This window comes from uncultured Nostoc sp. (genome assembly GCF_964245445.1).
In the GTDB taxonomy this organism is placed as follows: Bacteria; Cyanobacteriota; Cyanobacteriia; order Cyanobacteriales; family Nostocaceae; genus Nostoc.
In genome coordinates this window covers 39,137-58,695 of record NZ_CAXTNE010000003.1, presented here as the reverse complement: position 1 = coordinate 58,695, position 19,559 = coordinate 39,137, and the positions used below count along the sequence as shown (strand labels likewise).

12 protein-coding genes and 1 pseudogene are annotated in these 19,559 nt (G+C 40.3%); 6 read left to right on the top strand and 7 right to left on the bottom strand.

Features of this window, described 5'->3' with window-relative positions; all coding sequences use genetic code 11:
• The first annotated feature begins 474 nt into the window (after positions 1 to 474).
• The 4 genes from ACFE90_RS01050 to ACFE90_RS01035 all read left to right on the top strand — a co-directional run bounded on the left by ACFE90_RS01050 (position 475) and on the right by ACFE90_RS01035 (position 3,066).
• On the top strand, positions 475 to 1,116 hold the full coding sequence (locus ACFE90_RS01050; protein ID WP_375496937.1) for a viroplasmin family protein: 642 nt from the start codon (positions 475 to 477) through the stop codon (positions 1,114 to 1,116).
• Between the two features lie 847 nt (positions 1,117 to 1,963).
• Positions 1,964 to 2,173 carry a DUF2997 domain-containing protein gene (locus ACFE90_RS01045; protein WP_012406943.1) on the top strand — a complete coding sequence of 70 codons (210 nt, stop codon included), beginning with the start codon at positions 1,964 to 1,966 and terminating at the stop codon, positions 2,171 to 2,173.
• Between the two features lie 39 nt (positions 2,174 to 2,212).
• Entirely contained in the window at positions 2,213 to 2,599 is a 387-nt protein-coding gene (locus ACFE90_RS01040; RefSeq protein WP_375496935.1) for a DUF1257 domain-containing protein, read from the top strand.
• Complete coding sequence (locus tag ACFE90_RS01035; protein ID WP_375496933.1) at positions 2,599 to 3,066, top strand: ferredoxin; 468 nt, start codon at positions 2,599 to 2,601, stop codon at positions 3,064 to 3,066. Before ACFE90_RS01040 ends, ACFE90_RS01035 begins: the two co-directional genes overlap by 1 nt.
• Before the next feature lie 171 nt (positions 3,067 to 3,237).
• Here the strand turns inward: ACFE90_RS01035 and ACFE90_RS01030 are convergent.
• From ACFE90_RS01030 to ACFE90_RS01020, 3 genes and pseudogenes are all read right to left on the bottom strand, one after another.
• A pseudogene (locus ACFE90_RS01030) lies at positions 3,238 to 3,522 on the bottom strand (YiaA/YiaB family inner membrane protein).
• A gap of 718 nt (positions 3,523 to 4,240) precedes the next feature.
• On the bottom strand, positions 4,241 to 5,893 hold the full coding sequence (locus ACFE90_RS01025; protein ID WP_375496931.1) for a DUF4335 domain-containing protein: 1,653 nt from the start codon (positions 5,891 to 5,893) through the stop codon (positions 4,241 to 4,243).
• Positions 5,894 to 6,143: 250 nt separating this feature from the next.
• Complete coding sequence (locus tag ACFE90_RS01020) at positions 6,144 to 6,749, bottom strand: DUF3038 domain-containing protein (protein ID WP_012406938.1); 606 nt, start codon at positions 6,747 to 6,749, stop codon at positions 6,144 to 6,146.
• Between the two features lie 732 nt (positions 6,750 to 7,481).
• Here ACFE90_RS01020 and ACFE90_RS01015 point away from each other — a divergent pair.
• Positions 7,482 to 8,414, top strand: a complete 933-nt coding sequence (locus ACFE90_RS01015) for a molybdate ABC transporter substrate-binding protein (protein WP_375496929.1) — start codon at positions 7,482 to 7,484, stop codon at positions 8,412 to 8,414.
• Between the two features lie 499 nt (positions 8,415 to 8,913).
• Here the strand turns inward: ACFE90_RS01015 and ACFE90_RS01010 are convergent, their stop codons facing one another.
• The 4 genes from ACFE90_RS01010 to ACFE90_RS00995 form a co-directional block, all read right to left on the bottom strand.
• Entirely contained in the window at positions 8,914 to 11,340 is a 2,427-nt protein-coding gene (locus ACFE90_RS01010) for an endonuclease MutS2 (RefSeq protein WP_375496927.1), read from the bottom strand.
• Between the two features lie 204 nt (positions 11,341 to 11,544).
• Positions 11,545 to 11,841: a DUF2288 domain-containing protein gene (locus ACFE90_RS01005; RefSeq protein ID WP_375496925.1), complete on the bottom strand. Its 297-nt coding sequence runs from the start codon at positions 11,839 to 11,841 to the stop codon at positions 11,545 to 11,547.
• Positions 11,842 to 11,939: 98 nt separating this feature from the next.
• Positions 11,940 to 12,977 carry an AI-2E family transporter gene (locus tag ACFE90_RS01000; protein ID WP_375496923.1) on the bottom strand — a complete coding sequence of 346 codons (1,038 nt, stop codon included), beginning with the start codon at positions 12,975 to 12,977 and terminating at the stop codon, positions 11,940 to 11,942.
• 155 nt (positions 12,978 to 13,132) lie between these two features.
• Positions 13,133 to 13,771: a lysophospholipid acyltransferase family protein gene (locus ACFE90_RS00995; protein ID WP_375496921.1), complete on the bottom strand. Its 639-nt coding sequence runs from the start codon at positions 13,769 to 13,771 to the stop codon at positions 13,133 to 13,135.
• A gap of 308 nt (positions 13,772 to 14,079) precedes the next feature.
• Here ACFE90_RS00995 and ACFE90_RS00990 point away from each other — a divergent pair, with 308 nt between their 5' ends.
• On the top strand, positions 14,080 to 19,527 hold the full coding sequence (locus ACFE90_RS00990) for an AAA family ATPase (protein ID WP_375496919.1): 5,448 nt from the start codon (positions 14,080 to 14,082) through the stop codon (positions 19,525 to 19,527).
• Positions 19,528 to 19,559 lie beyond the last annotated feature (32 nt).

Below are 19,559 nucleotides of genomic sequence, written 5' to 3'. Positions count from 1 at the left end.
AATCACCAATATAGATCCTGTAATTGTTAGATTCATTCAGTAAGCTATCATTACAGTTAAAGCAGGTTTTAATTTGGGCTGTGCATTTTTACTCGGTGGAGCATCTGAAAACGCAATCTATTTACTTATTGATACGTATACAAAAGCAATTAAGGATGAAACTGTGAGAAATAAATTTGTATCCAGAACCTTTGGAAAATTTATATCTAGAATATTTGAAGAATTCAAGCACTCTTTCAAAAGTTCTAAAAATAAGCCTCACGATTATGGTTGGACAAATAATTTATAAATTAAAATTGAACAGATATTTCAATTCTGTAGAATATGCCGTAACGAAGCGGGACATCCACATTTACTACCCAACCTAGATAAAGGCGTTTTACTTTCCAATATGGGGCAATTCGTTAAATATGTTGAAGATTTATATGAGTTGATTGCTTATTATGAAACTAATGAAGTGGAATTGTATATTAAATGCCATCCAAGAAATACTACGCCGTTTTTAAAGGTCGAAAGACAGGTATATTCACAAATTGGGAGGAATGTGAAGAACAAATTAACGGTTTCAGTGGTGCGCTGTACAAGTCTTTTAAGACTAAAGAAGAGGCAGAAGCAGCATTAGAGCTTACAGAACAGAATTTTATGATCACGACTGAGCAAGAAGAAGTAAAGCAGCAGAAGACAAAAACAAAAATTTTTCCTGCGAAAGAGTTAATTATAAATAGTCTTTGTGTTGATGCTTCATGCTTAGGTAATCCAGGTTATGTTGAATATCGAGGTATTTATACAGCAACACGTAAAGTTATTTTCCATAAAAGTCCAATGCCGAATGGAACGAATAATCTTGGAGAGTTTTTGGCTATTGTTCATGCTCTTGTACACCTCAATAATCAAGGTAGTAATATACCTATTTATTCCGATTCAGAGACAGCTATTCTGTGGGTAAAAAACAAGAAAGTGCGAACAAAGTTAAACCGAAGTACAGACAACGAAGAAATATTTAATTTGGTAGATAGAGCATTAAAATGGTTGGAAACTAATGAGTATATCAATCCTATTCTCAAATGGAACACTGTGTCTTGGGGAGAGATACCAGCCGATTTTGGTCGTAAATAAGCTTGCGTCCAGGAGTGTGGTAACAATATGGCATCATATACAAAACCTATAAAGCGATCGCAGCATTAAAATTAGTTTCTTCAACTACCAGAAACGAAACCTGCCGATAAGGTAATTAATCCAAACCTTGCACGATGTTGTCGTTCTCATGGGCGATAGTAAAGAATGGAATGCTGACTTGAGAAGTTGTTGCCTTAGCTGATAACCTTTGGAAAGGTAAGCGTAATAATCAACTTGAAAGATATTGTGATTAAAAGGTTGGCTACCTAGTGCAGAAAAGATTACTGGGAATTATTTCTTGAGATGGATTCTTGTTTTGAAATAATTACAAAGGAAGGTGATTCGAGGTTGTTACGTAGTCAAGCAGCATAACATTTTGCTACACCAAACTGACGCTTCAATAAGTATAAGGCTAGCGATCGCATCATGACTGGTGAACCCGGAGGATATACGCAGCTCATGATAGCTACTATCTTGCGGGAAACTCTGGAGGAATAGGGCAAACTTAATATTGATAATTTTTTCAATAATTTCTATATTTTTGTAACTTATTTGGCTAGCTATACTACGTCTAATGCTTATTTTTAGGACTTTTGCCGCTTACTTGGCAAGCTCAGTAGTTACCTTGACTAATCGATGAGGTTAAGAGAGACTAACTAAATACTGATGTGACTGCTTACAAAATTAATAATTTTTGTAAAGATTCTGAGATATATATATTGAGAGATGGAACATTATTTAACAAATGGTAAGTTTGTATCTAAGTAAAAATGTTCCTAGGGCTATATTTGTAGCCTTCTACTAAGGCAGTAGAATTTAACCGTACTTATGGTGGTTGGCCAAGAGCATGGAGACATTAGAGTTCATAATCTATCCAGACGGTCGGGTACAAGAGAAAGTCACTGGCATTGTGGGTGCTTCTTGCGCTGAGGTTACAGCAGCAATAGAGGCACAGCTGGGGCAAGTACTTAATCATGAGCCAACCTCAGAATATTTCGCCGCAAAAGTGCAGCAATCTAATGTGGCGAATACACACACCACTTACAGCGATTGGTAAGTTTTCACAGTAGTTTAGTGTAATTAATTCACAACCATCATGTCACACTTTAGCCAAATTAAGACTCAAATTCGTAACCTTGATTCTTTGAAAGATGCTCTGACTGAATTAGGCATAGACTGGCAACCCGGGCCACGAGAAGTACGCGGCTATCGCGGTCAAACCCATCCTGCAGAAGTTAGTATTGAGCAGGAAAATGGCTATGACATCGGCTTTAGATGGAATGGCAAGGAATATGAACTGGTAGCTGACTTGCAATATTGGCAGCAAAACCTGTCTGTGGACGGATTTTTACGTCAGGTAACACAGTGCTATGCTTATCAAACAGTTGTGAAAGAAACCGCTCGTGTTGGTTTTCAAGTCTCTGAACAACAAAAAAATGAAGATGGTTCAATTCGCCTGGTAGTACAGCGCTGGAGTGCGTAATGGCTGATTTTCTGCCGTCGCCGGAAGAACAAGAAGATAATCGTTCCGGTTTGGAACCAGAATTAGGGGGTTTTTTACGGGATTCCCCTGAACGTTCTGGTTTAGAACCGGAATTAGGTGGTTTGCTGCGCCAAAATGGTGTTTATGTTGACGAAATCACCTGTATTGGTTGCAAGCATTGCGCTCATGTTGCACGTAATACCTTTTACATTGAACCAGATTACGGGCGATCGCGCGTGGTTCGGCAAGATGGGGACGCTGAGGAAATTATTCAAGAGGCAATTGACACTTGTCCAGTTGATTGCATTCATTGGGTTGATTACACTGAACTGAAAAAATTAGAACAAGAACGCAAATATCAGGTAATTCCTGTAGTTGGTTATCCGGTAGAACATGCAGTTGCTGCTAGCGAACGTCGGCGTAAAAAGCAAAAGTTAAAAACTAAAAAATCCCGTTATTTAAGATAAAAACGTTAAATCAAGATAATAAAGGACTGGTATCCAGTCCTTTTGCTTTTTGTCATACTAGTTAATTTTTGATGTGTAAATCACATCAAATGGTAAGAGTTAATATTATTTGATATTGCTGAAAAGAATTTCTGTTTAAATCCCATTAATCCAAAATTGTTATGGCTGCCTTCATTTAAAATTGAGAGGATCGTGTTGTGAAAGCAATTTTTCTACTTTTGCCTCGTCTAACCTAGCGGTTAATCTTCTATTTTCATGCAAATCTCTAGTAGTTTTCGCCAAAGTAAAAGTTGAGCCAACAGAGAAAGCCATACCCATACCCATAAAGCCTTTCACCCAGCCATTTACAGGTAAGTTTACAATGCCAAAGGTGGTCATAGAAATAGAAATCACAAAAGCTGCCCAAGTTTAAATAATCCAAGCTGGACTGTCTTTTTGAGTACCAATTATTTGCATATTTCCTAGTTTTTATATGAGTGATTTATACCAATTCGTAATTAAAAAAGTCAGATTTAATCTGGGTTTCCAAACTTGTATCTATAATTTCATTTTGGAGAATTGGTGTTAACAATAATTGTATTGAGTGGTAAGTTTACTGGTATCAATAGTAAGACCAGTTTGGTAACTGGACTCCAAAAAGCAAGCTCAAGAGCAACTGAAGTAAGTAGAAAATGGCACAAGGATTGTACCAGTTTTATAAGTGGCATTAAACTGAAATCTTACAGCATTCTCGATAAACCAACTAGTACAGAGAGCGCGAAAATAAAGATACTATTTTAAATGGCACAAGAGCTTGGAATAAGTAGCTGGACAAAATTTTTACATTCATTGGGAACGGAGCATTCGCGGAGCGTCTCGTAGAGAAGCAATCCTAACCGCAAGCGAATTACTTCATTACACAACTCTTAGAGACGCTACCGCAAACGCTACATTCGCAATGACGTTGTGTAATTAATTCTGTATAACTTTAGAATTTTTTTGACTTTTGACTTCCGCCTTGCGGTACTAGCCCGCCTCAGACTGAAGGCTGAGGCTAATAGCCAAAGTCCACTCAAGTGGACTCAAACTGTTTTTAGTCGTCTAAAGACGACTTTAGCTATAAGCAAGAGTAATTCATTATTAGGCGGTTGTTGTGACTAGTGCAATATCTCAGATTAAACTGATTAATTTAATTTTATTCATCTGGAAAAGTCTGTACTTTGCCATCAGGAGTGAGAACAACTCGAATTTTGACATTTTGTCCGCGTTTATTAGCGGAAACAAAAGGCTTACCAACTTCAGGCATCCCAGCGTTATCAACAAAGTCTCTTGCTGACTTATTGAGAGGAATAATTCGTTCAATAGTGCCGTCAACACTGACTATCAAACTGTACTCTAATGTTTGTCCTAGTCCAGTGGGTGGTTGCCAACGTTTTTTTAAGTATTCTCTAGCTTCTGCTACTTGAGGTGTATCAAATAATGTGCCAGTAGCCACTTCTGTGGATGTGGGGCTTTGGCGTTCGTTCCCTAATTGATCGATAAAAGGATTATTGGCAGTTCTAGAGGAAGAAAGTTGTGAAGCAGGTTTCTCTCCAGGAGAAGGTTGCTGTAGAGAATTAATTCTTTCCTCTAGCTGTTGTGAGGTTAGTGGGGAGGGTTGGGTAGGAGTATTGCCATTATTAGGTATGGTGTCAAGAGATGGGGGGACAACTGGTGATATATTAGTTGGTAAGCTACTTGTGTTAGAAGATAGCCTGGGTGGCAAATCCCGCAGCTTAGAAAGAGTACCAGGTTGGGTACTTGACCCCGTAGGATTCTGTGCAAGATTTGGTAATATAGCAATTTCCTGACCTGAAATTTTGCTAGATGGTGCGTTAGCGTTCGCGGAGCGTCTCGTAGAGAAGCTCGTCGTTCGCGTAGCGTCTCGCAGAGAAGGCATCGCTTGATTAGTGGAAAGGGTTGAAGTCTTGCCCTGAGGTATTGTCAGTACATTTAGAGGTGGCGCTGTAGAGAAACTAGAACTAGGGGCTGTTAGAGGTGGTTGGGGTAAAGTGGATGTGGAAAGTGGAGGAGTGGAACCTAGCAAATTCTCTGATGGGGCAGTTAGCCCAGGTTGAGGCGTGGGAAAGTTTAGTGAAGGTGAAGTTTCTAAAGCAGCCTTTACTGCTGATGGATCTGCGGTTTTGGCTGTCTGCTGTTGCTTTTCCCTAAGGTTGTTAGCATATTGCCAAGTAACTGGTAAAAAACCTACACCTAATACTAATACTGCGGCAACAGGTGCCCAAGCAGGGAATCTCAGAGTCGAAGTGCTGTTGAGAGTTGGGAGTGCCATGACATCAGTTGAGTACTCATCTAAAGCACTGGCCAAATCGAATAGTTGCAGTAGACTGAGTTGAATTACGGGGCCGGATGATTGGTTAGCGAGAGAACCGAGAAATAAGTTGTGAGTTAAATGGCTGCTTGGTTCTAAGCGGATATTTGCCCCAGGAATCTGGGTACTAAAGGAATTTAATGTTTTTGTAGAGGACTTTAATTCCGGCTCACCTAATGCTGTGCTTGACTCCTGGATATCGGAAAAACTGACGCAAAAGCTTTCTGGAGACTGTTGGAGGAATTGCTGTACGTAGCTTGTGACTGCATCACATAAAGCTTCAAGTTGATCGCGATCGCCCCGAATTGGAACTCTGTGTTCTTCTGGTAGTCGGGGATCATCAAAACGAAGCTCAAAGCTCAGGTGCTTGAGAACAGTTTTCCCCATCCAACGCGACAGAGGGGAGCTTTGCGCGAATACTTCTAGCGTGCAAGTAGGGGGTGTGTAGCAACGAATAACAGAATTTGATAGAGGCATGGCAGAAACTGCGAAGAAGACTATTTGGGATTTTGCAAAAAATTGAGCCAGTTGCTTGCAAAGAAAAGTTGGAAAGGCGGATTCCTCCACTCAGAACTTTGTTAGGTTCCTTCTGTTATGCAAACTGGTGTGCAAGGAAGGAAGCAGTGCTGATAGTGCATTGCCCAAGGGCTAACAATCATCAAAAAGGAATTCTTACCTAGCAAACTTTTATGAGCGAATTTTGGTTGAGGAATTTCAAATCTAAAATCTAAAATTTTGTTGAACGGTCTATAAGTGCTAGCCAGAGACGGCGATGCCCACCAGGAGCACTGTAAAAAAGTAAATCTACAAGCAGTTTTAGGGCCAGGTTAGTTAGTAAATCCGTTGAGATTTTCTCGTCCTCTTCCATCCGCTCTTGGTAAGTGTTGCAAAAAGCATCAATATAATCTCCAAGTAAAGCAGCCTGGTGAGGTTCCCGGTTATTTTCTGCCATTTGTTCCAACAGTCCGACAGCGCGGCGAATCAATTCCTGGTGCTGTTTGGCTAGGTAGCAGATGATCAGAACAAGCGATCGCGCTTCTTCGACATCAAGCTTTTTTCGCCCTCCTTGACCTTTACGTAGAGGATTTGATTGGCGCAGTCGCCATAAAGCTACGCGGTCTGGCACTCTTGACTCTAAATTCAGATCAGTTGCCGCCGAAAGCATAGCCTCTGAACCAATCCCAGTTAAGGTTTCTAGCGCCAACAGCACTAAGTCTAATTGGGTTTTGATATTATCCCATTGAACTGTGTTTGGGGCTGGAAGCTTAATTAAATCCTCCCACTGGGAATTTGGAGTGGCTGAGTTGGCGGCCGAGTGCATAACTTTTAGCATAGGTGATCAAGCTGATAGAGGATGTTGCTGTTACCCATTTTGAAACCAGACTCTTAAGAATCAAGCTTGGTTTCCCATAGCTCTAAGCCAGAGGCTTCATCTAGCTTTTTTATGTGGTAAACAGCAGGTATCTTTGTCCTACTCTAGATGAAAATTTATTTTCGACAAAGTAAAAAAGTATCAATTCTAGTTAAGGTTTACCCGACTTTCGCTGCTAGTTCCGTACAAGAGTATAAATAGACTATTGTTTTGAATGCTAACCGCTAATTATCGCTAAGTAATTATCCAGAATACCTCCTAATTTATTTGCGGCTTTAAATTTTGAAATTTATTGATGTTTATTATTTTGTCTTCATGTATACATAATTACTATACAAATTTTTTGCCTGTTTGCTAAAGGTGCTGCTTGCTGCTGGGCATAATCCCACCCCAGTTTCGCTTGTGTGTAGCCTGTTATTTCAGGACAGGTTAGGTAACATCAGGACGATTGATGTCTCTATGCAATTGATGACAAACTTAAAAATTTAATAAAGTCAGCGTTTGAAGATGTTGGGTAATTGATTTATTCCAACTTAGTTGGTACTATAGCTCTAACCGCGAACCACGCACATATCAGAACTCATTTATCAACTTGATGGGCAGAGGTAATAGTTTAGACATTTACCAAAACCCGTTATTCAGTATGGGTTACAGATAATTCACTGGTAAGAATAGTAACGCAATATAACAAATATGAAAAAGCATTTTTTTGCCTTTTCACTGATAGCTTGTGCTGTCGGTGTCATTATACCAACTCAGGCATTCGCGGTTAAGCTATACGGTGCTGGTAGTTTGCGCGATAGTCTCACAGAAGTAGCTGAATCTTTTAACGATAAATATGGAATTCCAGTAGAAACGCGATTTGGCCCGTCTGGGTTAACACGACAATTTATAGAACAAGAATTCTCCGAAAATGGAAAATCCGCAGATGTTTTTGCTAGTGCAGATATTGAGAACCCTCAGATATTGTTTGAAGAAGGTTTAAGTGAACCTGTAGTGAACTTCACTAGCAACCGCATGACTGCTGTTGTGAGATCAGGACTTAGGATCACATCAGATAATTTGTTGGATTTTTTGCTAAAACCCGAAATTAAGGTGGGAACCTCCACCCCTATAGCAGATCCATCTGGTGACTATGCATGGCAAATATTTGATAAGACCAATCAGATTAAACCTGGTAGTTCTCAAATTCTGAAGAAGAAAGCTTTGCAATTAGTAGGTGGTAATCCTAATGCTCCTATAGTTCCTAATGGCAAAAATAATTTAGTCTACTTTTTAGAAGAAACAAAGCAGGCAGATATCTTTTTATCTTATTACACCAGTGGGAAGACTGCCCAAGCAATAGAAGGTGGTAAAAATCTGCAAATAGTAGAGTTACCCGACTATTTAGCAACGAAAGCTAATTATGGATTGACTACACTGAAAAACGCCGATCCTGATGGTGAAAAATTAGCTGAATATATCCTGTCACAAAAAGGGCAAGAAATTTTAGCCAAGTATGGATTTACTGAACCCTCTACTTCTGTTCCCGAACATCAGGGCGCGGATGGAATTTTACTGGCTATAGGTGTAGCTTTCATCTTGAATAAAAAACAAGCATTTTTTAAAAAGCAATTAATCAAATGAGACCACAAAAGGTAGAAAACTTCCTAATCTTGTCTTATTCTGAATCAACCTGATAGTGCTTTCAACTAGCTACAACCTTTTTGAATAGCCATTTATGACAATTTCAACTAAATCGGGCTACTAATTTGCTGTCTTATCCACGCACGAAATGCTTTCATCGTCGCATTTCTGCCACTGCTTTTACTCTCCATCAAATATTCGGGAATCGTCTAATAGCTAAAGTCCTCTTAAGAGGACTAAATATAAGATTTTAAGTGATGTAAATAGCTATTTTCTGTAAAAGCGAAAATTTCAGTCCACGCTTAGTGGACTTGAGCTATTAGCCCCGAACTGAAGTTCGGGGCTGAATGTCGGTCAGCGCGGCACTTTGATTGTTACAAAAATGTGGGTAACGACAAGCCTTTTTAAAGAGGATTAGGGAGGATCAAGCCTTAACCCAAGCGTATTGCTTTATAAAGACAGATGGGACGAACTAGCACCCTTGACATTTATTGCCACTTTATTTGATGTGAGCAACGGTAACACCGGTACCGCCATCTGCTTGTTCTGCTGGTTCGTAGTTGTTAACTCTGGGATGCTGTTGCAAAAATGCGTGAACTCCTTGTCGCAGTTTGCCAGTACCATACCCGTGAATAATCCAGACTGGGCCTGTAGCTTCGGAGATGGCTTTATCTAAAATGTATTCGGCATCAGCCACCCGTTTACCGCGCAAATCGATGGTGTTTTGCGAGGTGCGAATTTCTGGGACATTTTGCGGTGGTGGCGTTACTGCTGCTGGGGCTGGCTTGGGTTTGACGACTGGTTCGGCTTTTTGACCATCTAGAGATTCTACATCTTGCAACTTCACGTTCATCTTCATTAGCCCAAACCGAACGCTTAACTCGCCATCTTCATCAGGGGCGGTGATTACATCTGCAATCTGTCCCAATTTTGGAATGCGGACGCGATCGCCTACTTTGGGCATAAATCCAGCTTTTGGTTTTGCTGGCGTTGCTGGCTGATAAAGTTGGCCAATTTGATTCAAAGCATTAGTTGCTTGCTGCGCCTCTTGGGCTGTGGGAGTACCTTTCTGCAAACGGCGGATCACTTGGGCAATTTCACCTTTTGCTTGAGCGATCGCTTGTTGGACTGCTATTTCCTGTGAAGCCCGCAAACTGCTTTCCCTTTCCTCCAAACTTGCGGCTTTTGCGGATACTTCTTTGTATAAACGTTCCGCTTGCTGCAACAAACTTTGGGCTTCCGCAGCTTTAGTTTCTTGACGGCGGCGTTGCGCTTCTAAGCCAGCAATTACCTGGTTAACTTCATCTGTGGCCTCTCCCACTTGAATTTTTGCCTCTTCTACCACTTCTGGGTTCAATCCCAAGCGCAAGGCAATTGTCAGGGCATTAGAACGTCCAGGGATGCCCCACAGCAGACGGTAAGTGGGTGAGAGAGTACTTTCATCAAATTCTACAGAGGCATTTTCAAACCGATCATCTTCGTATTTCAGGGCTTTTAATTCCCCGAAGTGAGTAGTGGCGATCGTTAGCTGGGCATGGTTGGCTAAATATTGCAACAAGGCGATCGCTAAGGCACTACCCTCAACTGGATCGGTTCCTGCACCGACTTCATCGAGTAAAACGAGTGATTGGGGAGTGGGGATTTCTAGATTCTCTTCTTCCCGATTTCCGATTCCCGATTCCCGATTCTCCAATGCTTCTAAAATCCGACTAATTCGGCGGATGTGCCCAGAAAATGTGGATAAACTTTGCTGTAAAGATTGTTCATCGCCAATATCTGCCAACACTTTATCAAACCAAGGTATTTCTACTGGTTCGCGGGCGGGGACAAATAAACCCACTTTGGCCATCAATGCTGCTAACCCTAGAGTTTTTAAGGTTACAGTTTTACCGCCAGTATTTGGCCCGGTAATTGTCACTACCCGAATTTGCGGACTAATGAGCAAATCTACAGGAACTACTGGTTGCCCTTGTTCGTGCTGTTGCTGCCATACTAACAGAGGATGTCGCAAATTCCGCAAGGTAATGATTTCCCTGTCTTCACGCTGAATAAATCGTGGGGGATTTGCTCCTAGCCAGTAACTATATCGCGATCTAGCAGTTGCCAAATCCAAAGTGGTGGCGATCGCTAACAATCTCTCTAAATCTGGTTTGACTGCGGCTACAAGTTCTGTCAAAGCACGGCGAACCGCTTCTTCTTCTGCTTGCTCTCTTCTGATTATCTGCCGCAGTTGGTTGCCCAAGGGCACTACTGAATTCGGTTCCACGTACAGTGTGGCACCGCTAGTAGAGGTATCGTGGACAATACCGGGGATGGCATCTTTTTGGGGTGCTTTTACGGGGATGACAAAGCGATCGCCCCGTTGCGTAATTAGCTGTTCTTGAACTGCTCCAGATTTTGCCTGTAAGATATTTTGCAGCTTTTGAGTAATTTGGCTGCGTAATCGCCGCAAATCTGTGCGAATTTCTCCCAGTTTTTGACTCGCGCGGTCAGTTACCTGGGCCCGTTCATCAATACATCGGTGAATTTCCTGTTCTAGTTCTGGATAAGTCCGCAAATCGGCAACCAAATCAGTCAATATCGGCAAATCTTCCTGATTGTCAATGACACGGCGCAAATTTCTAGCGCCAGCGAGGGTGGTAGCGATCGCTAACAGTTCATCCCCTGCCAAAACTCCACTGCGTTCTGCCCGTTCTAAGGAATCGCCAATATCTTGAATTCCCTCAAATGAGAGTCCTGCGGTCAGACGAGTTTCCAGCTGGTAGACTTCTTTGGTTTGCTCTAACAACTGTTCGCTTTGGATCTGAGAATCGGGTATTTTCAGATGACGCGCAGCTGTCGCCCCCAGCTTAGTTGCCGCAAAGGTAGCAAGGTGCTGGCAGAGGCGATGCCATTCTAATAGTTCTAAGGTTTCAGATTGGATCAAGGTTTCAACATCTAATCTGAAATTATCGTAACAATTCTAGCTGCTAGATGGCTAAATCTTAAAGAAGAAAATTTTGCTTTAGTGAATGGTCGAGAGGTATATTTGCCCTCTGCTTCCTTCCATCTTCTTATACATTGATGTATTTTATACTACATCAACATTTTTGTTGACTTCAACTCCGATGAAAAACGCCAAAAAAACTGATTAAGCAGCAACTATTTCTTGCACTAGAACGTAAGGCTGAACGATGAGAGTATTAAATCGTTTAGTGCGATCACTGTTCCATTCTCCTATTTGTACTGTCGTTGGTTTGGTAATTAATTGCTCATTAATCCATAGTTCCACTGATGGTATGTTATCACTGGCGATCGCTACTCCAACATCTACCAAGTTTAGTTCAAGTGCCACCAAAATTACTGCATCTCGTTGTACATGAGGAATTAGCCACTCCCATTCTGCCTCATCCAAGATTTCTGTTAATTCTGCTCTTAAATCCGACATTACTTCCCAATATTTATTTATAGATGGCTATTTTTACATTATTCACTAGTTCCTAGTTCCTGACAAATGGTCAATAACTAATGAGCAATGACCAATGACTAAACCTCTGCTTTCATTTCATCAATTTCAAATAAAGATACGATGACTCCAGCGATGGGAATAGATATAAAAACTCCTAGTAAACCTGCTACTTTCGCACCTACTAGCAAAGCAAAGAATACTACTACAGGATTAAGATTCAGCGCACCTTGCATAATTCGGGGCGCAATCAAATTGTCTTGTATTTGCTGGAGGACAATACAAGCTATCAAGACTTTTAATGCTAACCAAACATCTTGAGACAACACAAATAGAGTTACTGTGCTTACTGCTAATGTCGCTCCTATACCAGGAATGATGTCAACAATTCCGATTATCACTGACAATATTAAAGCAAAAGGTACTTTTAATAATAAAAAAACTAGGAAAGTCGTAATTGTGAGAAATGCACTTAATAACAACTGACCTCTAAAAAATCCTAAAAAAGAGCGTCTGATTATATTTGTAAATCTATTGCGGCGCTGTTTTGGTACTATTTTTATGATAAAATCCCATAGTTTGTCTCCATCTAGTAACATAAAGAAAGCTACAACCGCAATCAATACAAATGTCAGAAAATTCGTCATAAATCCTTGTAAAACAGCCAAGCTAGTAACAAGAGTAGATACAGCTTGGTTTCGTAATTGTTCTTGAAGAAAACTTAAATCTATCTGTAAATTCCGGTTTTGCAAAAAACCTTCTAGTCGCTCTAATAGAGGTATTAAAGAATTTACAAAGCCAGTTAGACTGTCAATTAATTGCTGTCCTTGAGATAAAACTGTTAAGCTCACGGTAATTATCAGACTGCCAATAATTACAATACTGAACAAGAAAACGACACCAACAGCTACACCGTGGGGCAAAAAATGCCGCAGCCATTGTACAGGATAGCTGAGTAAAAAAGCCAAAATTGCAGCAAATGTAAAAATAACAATGACTGTTTCAAAGTAAGCTAAAAGTTGTACAATTGCCCAGCCAGAAGCAACTAAAAGTAAAAAGCGGACTAACGCCAGATTATTTAATCGCTCCCAAAAATTCTTGGCTTCAAAGCCGCTCATATATATTGTTTAGAGAAAAACTTATGGTAAATTTGCCTAGCAGTTGCATTTAAGCACAAAGTTAGACTTTATTGCTAGAGCACATTGACCTTAAAGATACAGAGGCTAAGGCGCGATCGCTACCTCCCTAAAGCATACATCTGAGCTTGTCTAACTCATCTTCCTAAATCATGCATCTGGTTAATTACCGTGGCACACTTTTGTGTTAAAGCTTCCAATTCTTCTTTATTAGTGGAACTGGGAGCATCAATCAAGTTACCAATTCTCACGGTGATGGGAACTGCGCGAGGTAGGGACGATCCTTTTTGTAAAATCTCCTCAGTACCCCAGACACTCACGGGTAATATTGGGGCTTTTGCTTTCGCCGCTAGCAGCAGTGCGCCTCTTTTGGGGTCTGTAATTCTGCCATTTGGGGTGCGAGTACCTTGTAAGAAAACACCGACAGCCCAACCGTTATTGAGATACTCTAAGGCGGAACGGATGGCATTGCGATCAGCATTTCCTCGGCTTACTGGATAAGCACCGTACAATTTAATCGCTTGCGCCAGAACTGGGATTTTAAATAACTCTTCCTTAGCCATGTACGCTACTGGACGACGTACACAGTTAGAGACAATTGGCGGGTCAAAGTAACTAGCGTGATTACTCACTACCAGTAACGGCCCTGATTGGGGGACATTTTCTACACCATAAATCTGGCCCCGAAAGTAAGCGTGAAGCATGGGGCTGACGACCGACCATTTAAAGGCGTGGTAAAGTGCCAGACTGATAAACGGTTCGCGGTTTCTGTCCACAGAAGATAATTCAAATCAGACTCAATTTAGCATACGCGATCGCAAGTCCCAGAGCAAACTCCAAAAAGCTGTAGAAACCCAAGATACTGATTTCGACAATTTTAGGTCAGCTTTTTTGCTACATTCTCTACCTTTGAAAATATTCTTTTAGGGGCTTTCAATTAAAAAAATATCCAGCATTAGGCGAAACGCCCTAACGCACCATATCTACAAATATCGAATAATTTCTTGTTTGATATTCTTTTAAATTATGAATTGCTTCACCCATTTGGGAATACTAAATCTGTAAATCGTCAGGATTTAGCAATATGGTTACCACTCTAGTTACTATCCCCGGATATATAGTTAAAGAACAACTTTATAATGGTTCGAGAACCTTAGTTTATCGCGGTTATCGAGAAAGTGACTCTTTACCTGTAGTGATTAAACTGCTGAAAAATCCTTATCCCAGTTTCAGTGAGTTGGTACAGTTTCGCAATCAATACACTATTGCCAAAAACCTTAACTCACCTCTAATCATCCAAACTTATAGCCTGGAACCTTATCAAAATGGTTATGCGTTAGTCATGGAAGACTTTGGGGGGATTTCTCTGAAAGAATGGGGAACAGGGGAAAGCCTACAAAATCTCACGGTCTTTTTACAGATAGCGATCGCACTGTGCAACACCTTAGATATACTATACCATTCGCGCATTATTCACAAAGACATCAAACCCGCCAATATTTTAATTAATCCCGAAACCAAACAAATTAAATTAATTGACTTTAGTATTGCATCCCTACTATCACGGGAAACTCAAACACTAATAAATCCTAATGTGTTGGAGGGGACACTTGGTTATATTTCTCCTGAACAAACAGGAAGAATGAATCGGGGAATTGACTACCGTACTGACTTCTATTCATTGGGTGTGACTTTTTACGAGTTATTGACGGGAGAATTACCGTTTCAATCAAATGACTCGATGGAGTTGGTGCATTGTCATTTAGCAAAACTTCCACCAAATATGAATAAACCTCATCCCAACCCTCTCCTTAGTAAGGAGAGGGTGTCGAAGGCGGGTGAGGTTTCTTTTCCGATTCCCGAAGTTCTCTGTGACATCGTGATGAAATTGATGGCTAAAAATGCTGAAGACCGCTATCAGAGTGCATTGGGGCTAAAATTTGATTTAGAAAATTGTTTATCTCAACTCCAAGAAACTGGTGAAATTAAGAGTTTCCCAATTGCACAACGGGATGTGTGCGATCGCTTTATTATCCCCGACAAACTTTATGGGCGAGAAAACGAAATAGAAACCCTACTCCAAGCATTTGAAAGAGTTAGCCTTGGTGCAACAGAAATGATGTTGGTAGCTGGTTTTTCTGGGATTGGTAAAACTGCGGTTATTAATGAAGTTCATAAACCGATTGTTAGACAACGCGGTTATTTTATCAAAGGAAAATTTGACCAATTTCAACGGAATATTCCCTTAAGTGCATTGGTGCAAGCATTTCGAGATTTAATGGAGCAACTATTAACAGAAAGTGATACCAAAATCCAGCAATGGAAAAGCAAAATATTAGAGGCTGTGGGTGAAAATGGACAGGTAATTATTGAAGTCATCCCGGAATTATCAAGAATTATTGGTCAACAACCCTCGGCTCCAGAATTGTCAGGAAATGCAGCACAAATTAGATTTAATTTATTATTCCAAAAATTTACCCAAGTGTTTACAATTGCCGAACATCCATTAGTGATGTTTTTAGATGATTTACAATGGGTAGATTCAGCATCGCTGAAGTTAATACAGTTATTAATGGCTGATACAGGACATCTTTTTTTAATTGGTGCATACCGTGATAACGAAGTCCAAAGAACACATCCGTTAATTTTGACTTTGAGTGAAATTGAAAAAACACAAGCAACAATTAATACGATTACATTAGCACCACTAAGTCAAAGACAAGTGAATCAGTTAGTTGCTGACACACTTAAGTGTTCTGAGAATTTAGCGTTGCCTCTTTCCCGACTGGTATCTCAGAAAACTCAAGGCAATCCATTTTTCGCTACACAGTTTCTCAAAGCATTACATCAAGATAGACTGATTAAATTTAACTTTGAGTCAGGCTGTTGGGAATGTGACATTGCACAAGTGAATCAGCAAGTGGTTACAGACGATGTTGTTGCCTTTATGGCACTTCAATTACAAAGACTGCCGCAATCAACTCAAAACATCTTGCAGTTAGCTGCTTCTATTGGCGATCAGTTTGATTTAGCAACTTTGGCAATTGTTTCAGAATCATCAGAAATCGAAACGGCTGCTGATTTGTGGAAAGCTTTAGAAGAAGGGTTACTTTTACCTACTGGTGATATTTATAAATTCTTTCAACACAGTGGACAGGATTCTGATTCAAAGCCTTTCAATTCCAATTTCCAAGTCCCCACCTATAAATTTTTACATGATCGTGTCCAACAAGCTGCTTATTCTTTGATTCCAGAAAATCAGAAACAGACTACTCACTTAAAACTGGGTCAGCTACTGTTAAATAATATTTCTGCAAGCGAGCAAGAAGAGAAAATATTTCAAATTGTTAGTCAATTGAACCTGGGGTTGAGGTTAATTACTCAACAGACCGAACGAGATCAACTAGTTCAGTTAAATCTGTTAGCTGGACGGAAAGCTATGGCTGCCACTGCCTATACTGCTGCGATTGAGTATCTAACGCTAGGAATGGAACTATTAACAGCAGATAGCTGGCAAAGTCAGTACGATCTCACCCTGGCGCTGTATGAAGATGCAGCAAAAGCAGAATACTTAAACACCAACTTTGAACAGGCTATCAAACTGACAGACATGATCTTACAGCAAACTATGCAGATTTTGGACACAATTAAAGCTTATGAACTGAAAGTTCAGATTTATATTGCCCAAGATCAGCAAGTTAAAGCTATTGAAACAGGGTTAAAAGCACTGGAAGAGTTAAAAATTTCGTTGATATCACCTGATGTAGAACAGCAGAAATTACCAACTTTAACAAACTTAGCCAATATTCCAGAAATGACTAATCTGGAATCTTTGGCCGCACTGCGGTTGCTAATTAGCATTACACCTCCTGTTCATCATGTTAAACCGGATATGTTTCCGTCAGTAGCACTGACAATGCTCCATCTTTGTCTTGAACAGGGACATTCATCCTTGGCTGCTTTTGTCTATGGAAGTTATGGTATATTTCTTTGTGCTGTAATCGGAGATGTTGATACCGCTTATCACTCCGGTCAGATATCTTTAAAACTACTAGAGCAATACCACAGTAAACAACTTAGTCCAAAAATTTATATGCTTTTTGGTGTTTTTGTCTGTGCTTACAAAGAGCATAGTCGAAATACACTCACATTTTTACGGGAAAGTATACAGTGTGGACTAGAAGTTGGAGATATCGAATACGCTAGTTATTCGATGATGGCTGAGTGTACGCATTTATTCTTAATTGGAGAAACTCTAGATGCTGTTGAAGAAAAGCAAGGAAAATATATTGATCTACTTTTAAAACTCAAACAAAAACATTGTGTTGATTATGCCCAGATTTGGAGGCAAGTCACCTTAAACTTACTCGGACGATCCTCTCACCAATATTATCTGACTGGTATTGATTTTGATGAGACAGAAATGCTGCCACATCTTCACAACACCCACAATCATCAGTCACTATTTGCCATCTATGTTGCCAAAACAGCTATCCTTTATACCTTTGGCCAGTATGAACAGGCTGCAACCAATGCAGAAAAAGCCACCGAGTATATGGATGGAGCCTTTGGTCTACTGTTAGTTGTGGGACATAACTTTTACTACTCTTTGTGCTTACTTGCAAAGTATTCTAGCTGCGATAGTAAAACGCTACTGCCTTTGGCAGATTGGAATCAGCAAGAATGTTGGCTAAATCAGGTAGTTACCAACCAAAAACTGATGCACTACTGGGCTGGCAATGCTCCTGTTAATTTTCTGCACAAGTATGACTTAGTTGAGGCAGAAACAGCGCGGGTAATGGGAGATAAGCTCAAGGCGATGGAATATTACGATCGCGCCATCTCCCTCGCCAAAGCCAACGGCTACATCCAAGAAGAAGCACTTAGCAATGAACTAGCAGCCAAATTCTATCTCGACTGGGGTAAAGAAAAAGTCGCCCAAGTATATATGCATCAAGCATACTACTGCTACGCTCGTTGGGGCGCAAAAGCCAAAATAGAAGACCTAGAAAAACGCTATCCCCAACTACTCCAATCCATTCTGCAACAGCAACGAATCAACCTCAACCCCTTAGAAACTATTAGCTTTCGTAGCACTTCCTCATCTACTGGCACTTCTAGCACTGGCAACACCTGTATTTTCGATAGTCTGGATTTTACCTCTGTCCTTAAAGCCGCTCAAGCTATTTCCAGTTCTCTAGAATTAGATCAACTCATTGCTAGCCTCACCCGCATTATCCTAGAAAACTCCGGCGCGAAAAAATCTGCACTAATTCTTCCCCAAGGAAATACTTGGCAAGTTAGGGCAATTACTTTTATTAATCATGGAGCAAATTCTCATATTGAGATACAAAGCATTCTTAATGCACAACCACTAGATACTTGTGAAGATATTCCCGTAAATATTATCAATTACGTCAAAAATACGCAACAAACAGTTGCGATTGATAACTTGCAAACAGATATTCCTGGTGTAATTGGGGAATATATGTACCGAATAAAACCCCAGAGTGTATTATGTACCCCGATTATTAATCAAGGACATTTGGTAGGTATTATTTACTTAGAAAATAAACTGACTCAAGGGGTATTTACTAGCGAGCGGCTCAGGGTTATTAATTTCCTTTCTTCCCAAGCAGCAATATCTCTAGAAAATGCTCAACTTTATCAACAAGCCGGGCAAGCATTACAAGACTTACAACAAGCCCAATTACAAGTTGTCCAAAATGAGAAAATGTCTGCATTGGGTAATTTAGTTGCCGGGGTAGCCCATGAAATGAATAATCCTTTGGGCTTTATTTATGCCAGCCTTCAACAAGCTAAACCCAGCTTTGCGGATCTTGTTGAACACTTGAAACTTTATCAAGAAAGTCTCCCCAATCCAGGTGATGAAATTATTAACCATGCTGAAGAAATCGACTTGAATTATAGCTTAGAAGACTTACCCAAAATAATTGATTCAATGGTGATGGCGTGCGATCGCCTCAAAAATATCAGTACCAGTCTCCGCACTTTCTCCCGTGCTGATAAAGATTACAAAGTGCCGTTTAATATTCACGAAGGTATCGACAGTACGATTTTAATTCTTAAACATCGCCTCAAAGCAAACGAACAACGTCCAGTAATTGAAGTGATAACTGATTATGGGGATTTGCCCCTAGTTGAATGTTTTCCTGGGCAATTAAATCAGGTATTTATGAATATTCTGGCAAATGCTATTGATGCGCTGGATGAATCAAATACAGGACGGACTTTTGAGCAAATTAAGGTCAATCCGAACCGAATTGCAATTAAAACCTCCCTAGAAAATGATGGCGTGAAAATTGCTATTGCTGATAATGGTCAGGGAATGAATGAATCAGTAAAACAAAAGATTTTTGAACACTTATTTACTACAAAATCTGTCGGCAAAGGAACGGGATTAGGATTAGCGATCGCAAAGTCTATCGTCGAAGAAACCCACAGTGGCAACTTGAGTTTTAACTCTGTTATGGGTGAGGGGACAGAATTTTTTATTGAAATTCCACTGTAAACTTTTGCAGATTGTTGGTAAACAACTGCACA

Excerpts from the sequence above, each read along its gene's own strand:
- ACFE90_RS01050 (WP_375496937.1), top strand. The coding sequence starts at position 475 with ATGCCATCCAAGAAATACTACGCCGTTTTTAAAGGTCGAAAGACAGGT.
- ACFE90_RS01045 (WP_012406943.1), top strand. The coding sequence starts at position 1,964 with ATGGAGACATTAGAGTTCATAATCTATCCAGACGGTCGGGTACAAGAG.
- ACFE90_RS01040 (WP_375496935.1), top strand. The coding sequence starts at position 2,213 with ATGTCACACTTTAGCCAAATTAAGACTCAAATTCGTAACCTTGATTCT.
- ACFE90_RS01035 (WP_375496933.1), top strand. The coding sequence starts at position 2,599 with ATGGCTGATTTTCTGCCGTCGCCGGAAGAACAAGAAGATAATCGTTCC.
- ACFE90_RS01025 (WP_375496931.1), bottom strand. The coding sequence starts at position 5,893 with ATGCCTCTATCAAATTCTGTTATTCGTTGCTACACACCCCCTACTTGC.
- ACFE90_RS01020 (WP_012406938.1), bottom strand. The coding sequence starts at position 6,749 with ATGCTAAAAGTTATGCACTCGGCCGCCAACTCAGCCACTCCAAATTCC.
- ACFE90_RS01015 (WP_375496929.1), top strand. The coding sequence starts at position 7,482 with ATGAAAAAGCATTTTTTTGCCTTTTCACTGATAGCTTGTGCTGTCGGT.
- ACFE90_RS01005 (WP_375496925.1), bottom strand. The coding sequence starts at position 11,841 with ATGTCGGATTTAAGAGCAGAATTAACAGAAATCTTGGATGAGGCAGAA.
- ACFE90_RS01000 (WP_375496923.1), bottom strand. The coding sequence starts at position 12,977 with ATGAGCGGCTTTGAAGCCAAGAATTTTTGGGAGCGATTAAATAATCTG.
- ACFE90_RS00990 (WP_375496919.1), top strand. The coding sequence starts at position 14,080 with ATGGTTACCACTCTAGTTACTATCCCCGGATATATAGTTAAAGAACAA.